Here is a 2,575-nt window from a genome sequence, read left to right as displayed (position 1 = left end):
GGATGGGATTTTCCATGATTTATTTTGTTTCTAACTTCTCAAACCCAGTCTAGCTGGACTTGTGTGTACACGGTAGCTCCAAGGAGGGGGCTTTGTTTTTGGCGAAAAATCCCGCGAGGTACGTCTGCGGTGCAGTTCCCACTCTAGTTCGTGATTCGATACCCTCTTAACTGCTTTTTTTAAGAGGCTGTCGGGATTTCGCGGCTCGACTCCTGTAAACTATCAAACTAGAATTAAGCAGCAAGAAAAGTTAGAATAACGGCAAAACTGAATATTGCCCAGAACAGCCAAACTATCTTTACCGAAGATTAGTCGAGAAAACCAGCCGAATATCAGCCAATATCTTGATTTTGCCTGAATAAAGATGTCCAAGGTCTACAGCACGGCGGAACTCATTAAAATCCTCGAAGAAGAGCGCCAAGCCTGCTTGCATGGGCGGCGTCTCAATTTGACTGAAACTCCTGCTACAGGCAACCCCGTGATTGACCGCTTTCTCAAATCTGAGGGCGTTCAGAAGTTCACTGCCTATCAAAATTTTAAGGCTGCCGTGCACGAATACCAGCGGGAACATCAAGTTTCTGGGATTGTTTGGCGGGAAATGGCGGTTAAAGGCAATACTCTACGCTATCCGGCAGTGGATGACGAATTAATAGCTCTACCGGTTGATTTGATTACGTTGAAGGCAGCTAAGATTTCTATGTTGGAATTCTGGCAGCAGGTAACTGCCGGGATGGATTTATATTTAAGCATTAACAGCGGGAAGGATTTTCGATCGATCGAGCCGGTTGATGTAGAGGCTATAGCCCAGCGCACAGAATGGGCCAGTCTCTCGAAGTGGGAAAAGTTGGATTTTCTAGAAATTTTGTTGCAGTTGGGCTGGGGAAAGCCGGAGGAAGCTTATTATAAGCGGGGATGGCCCACCTCCGGCAGCGAGTACATTCACGCCGTCAAACCCGGACAGCGGCCGATTTGTTAATTAGTCAGTAGTCAGTAGTCAGTAGTCAGTAGTCAGTAGTCAGTAGTCATAGTGCTGTCCCCGCTCGCGAACGTTATTAGTCAGTAGTCAGCAGTCAGTAGTCAGTAGTTACTGATTATTGGGAGATATTCAAAACAAATAACAAATAACAATTGCCAACTGCCAACTGTCAACTGTCAACTGACATCTGACAACTGTCAACTGTCAACTGTCAACTGACATCTGACAAAGCATCAAGCCAAACCACTGATTTGGATCTGTCCAAACTTGCACCGGCATTAAACCGCGGTGCGAAAGTTCTTCCTTTACAGTATTGAGATTAAACTTGCGCGATATTTCGCTGCGGATAGTTTCTCCCGCTGCAAAGTCAACCGTTAAATTGAGAGCGCGCAACTGAACTTTTTGCGCTTTTTTACTTTTCAAGTGCATTTCAATTTGACATTCCTCTTGATTGTAAAAAGCCCAATGCTCGAACTGCGCTAAATCAAAATTCCCCTCATACCTTCGATTTAAATGCCGCAGCATATTCAAGTTAAATGCCGCTGTTACTCCTTGACTGTCATCGTAGGCAGGCTCTAAAATATCCTTAGATTTGTCTAAGTCAATTCCCAACAAAAAATATTCTCCCGGCTGCAATGCACCGACAATTTGCGAGAAGAATAAATCGCATTCTTGAGCGTTGAGATTGCCGAGGGTACTGCCGAGAAAGCAAATCATTCGGGTTGGCAACGGCGACGGTGCAATTTTAGCTAAGGCTAATTCGTAAGTGCTGACAAGTCCGTGAATCTGGAGCGACGGATAATCTGCCAACAGTTGACAAGCGCTGCTTTCTAGGATAGTAGGACTGATGTCGATCGGCAAATAGTGCAGGGGATACTCCAGTTGACTGTAAGCATCGAGGAGAATCCGAGTTTTGGTGGAACTGCCACTGCCGAGTTCGACAATTTCGCAGGGGCCTGTTAAATTTGCGATCGCCCCCGCGCACCGCTGCAAAATAGCCGTTTCAGTGCGTGTCAGGTAGTATTCTGGCAACTGGCAAATCAACTCAAACAGCTTCGAGCCGCGATCGTCGTAGAAATACTTTGGAGGCAGGGATTTGGGGGTTTGAGTCAACCCGCTAACTGCATCGCTGCCAGCATTGATTTCTGCGGGTGTCAGTGCCGCAGCGCTCACCAGTCGCTCTAAGTGCAGCCGGTTTTCCTTTGTTGAGGCTGAGTTTGTCGTGTCGGACAGTCTTGGGGATTTCATAAAGTAATTTTTAGATGCACATATGGGTATAGCACGCCGTCGCGTTGCCAAATATCGCGCTCAAGTCAGATTTTTCATGCCGCTCTCCGTTATGTATTGTCTCACCGGATGGCGATCGCATCCACAATTAAAACTTAAAATTTATCCACAAAAATCATCAAATAATTAACCAAACTTGTTTTATTTGAAATTGTTACATGGAAAAAAGTTAGGCATTTCGCAAACATTTTTTTTGCCCAATACTCTCTCAATCCATTTATCTGATGTTCCTAACATACTGTAGTTTAGACTAAAAAATGAGCACAGCTAGAAGTAGCCACCTTTGAATCTCAGGCAAGCTGTTGCTCAAAA

The 2,575-nt window shown here is 45.2% G+C and carries 2 protein-coding genes; one reads left to right on the top strand and one right to left on the bottom strand.

The window, feature by feature from the left end; all coding sequences use genetic code 11:
• The first annotated feature begins 364 nt into the window (after positions 1 to 364).
• Entirely contained in the window at positions 365 to 976 is a 612-nt protein-coding gene (locus QUA44_RS30275; RefSeq protein WP_333256348.1) for a hypothetical protein, read from the top strand.
• A 204-nt stretch (positions 977 to 1,180) separates the two neighbouring features.
• On the opposite strand, the gene egtD is transcribed toward QUA44_RS30275, so the two are convergent.
• On the bottom strand, positions 1,181 to 2,224 hold the full coding sequence (gene egtD / locus QUA44_RS30270) for an L-histidine N(alpha)-methyltransferase (protein WP_333256346.1): 1,044 nt from the start codon (positions 2,222 to 2,224) through the stop codon (positions 1,181 to 1,183).
• Between the last annotated feature and the right edge of the window lie 351 nt (positions 2,225 to 2,575).

The organism is Microcoleus sp. N9_A2 (assembly GCF_036701775.1).
Lineage (GTDB): Bacteria > Cyanobacteriota > Cyanobacteriia > Cyanobacteriales > Microcoleaceae > Microcoleus.
Note: the sequence above shows the minus strand (reverse complement) of the source record. Positions and strands in the feature narration are given on the sequence as shown.

Excerpts from the sequence above, each read along its gene's own strand:
- QUA44_RS30275 (WP_333256348.1), top strand. The coding sequence starts at position 365 with ATGTCCAAGGTCTACAGCACGGCGGAACTCATTAAAATCCTCGAAGAA.
- egtD (WP_333256346.1), bottom strand. The coding sequence starts at position 2,224 with ATGAAATCCCCAAGACTGTCCGACACGACAAACTCAGCCTCAACAAAG.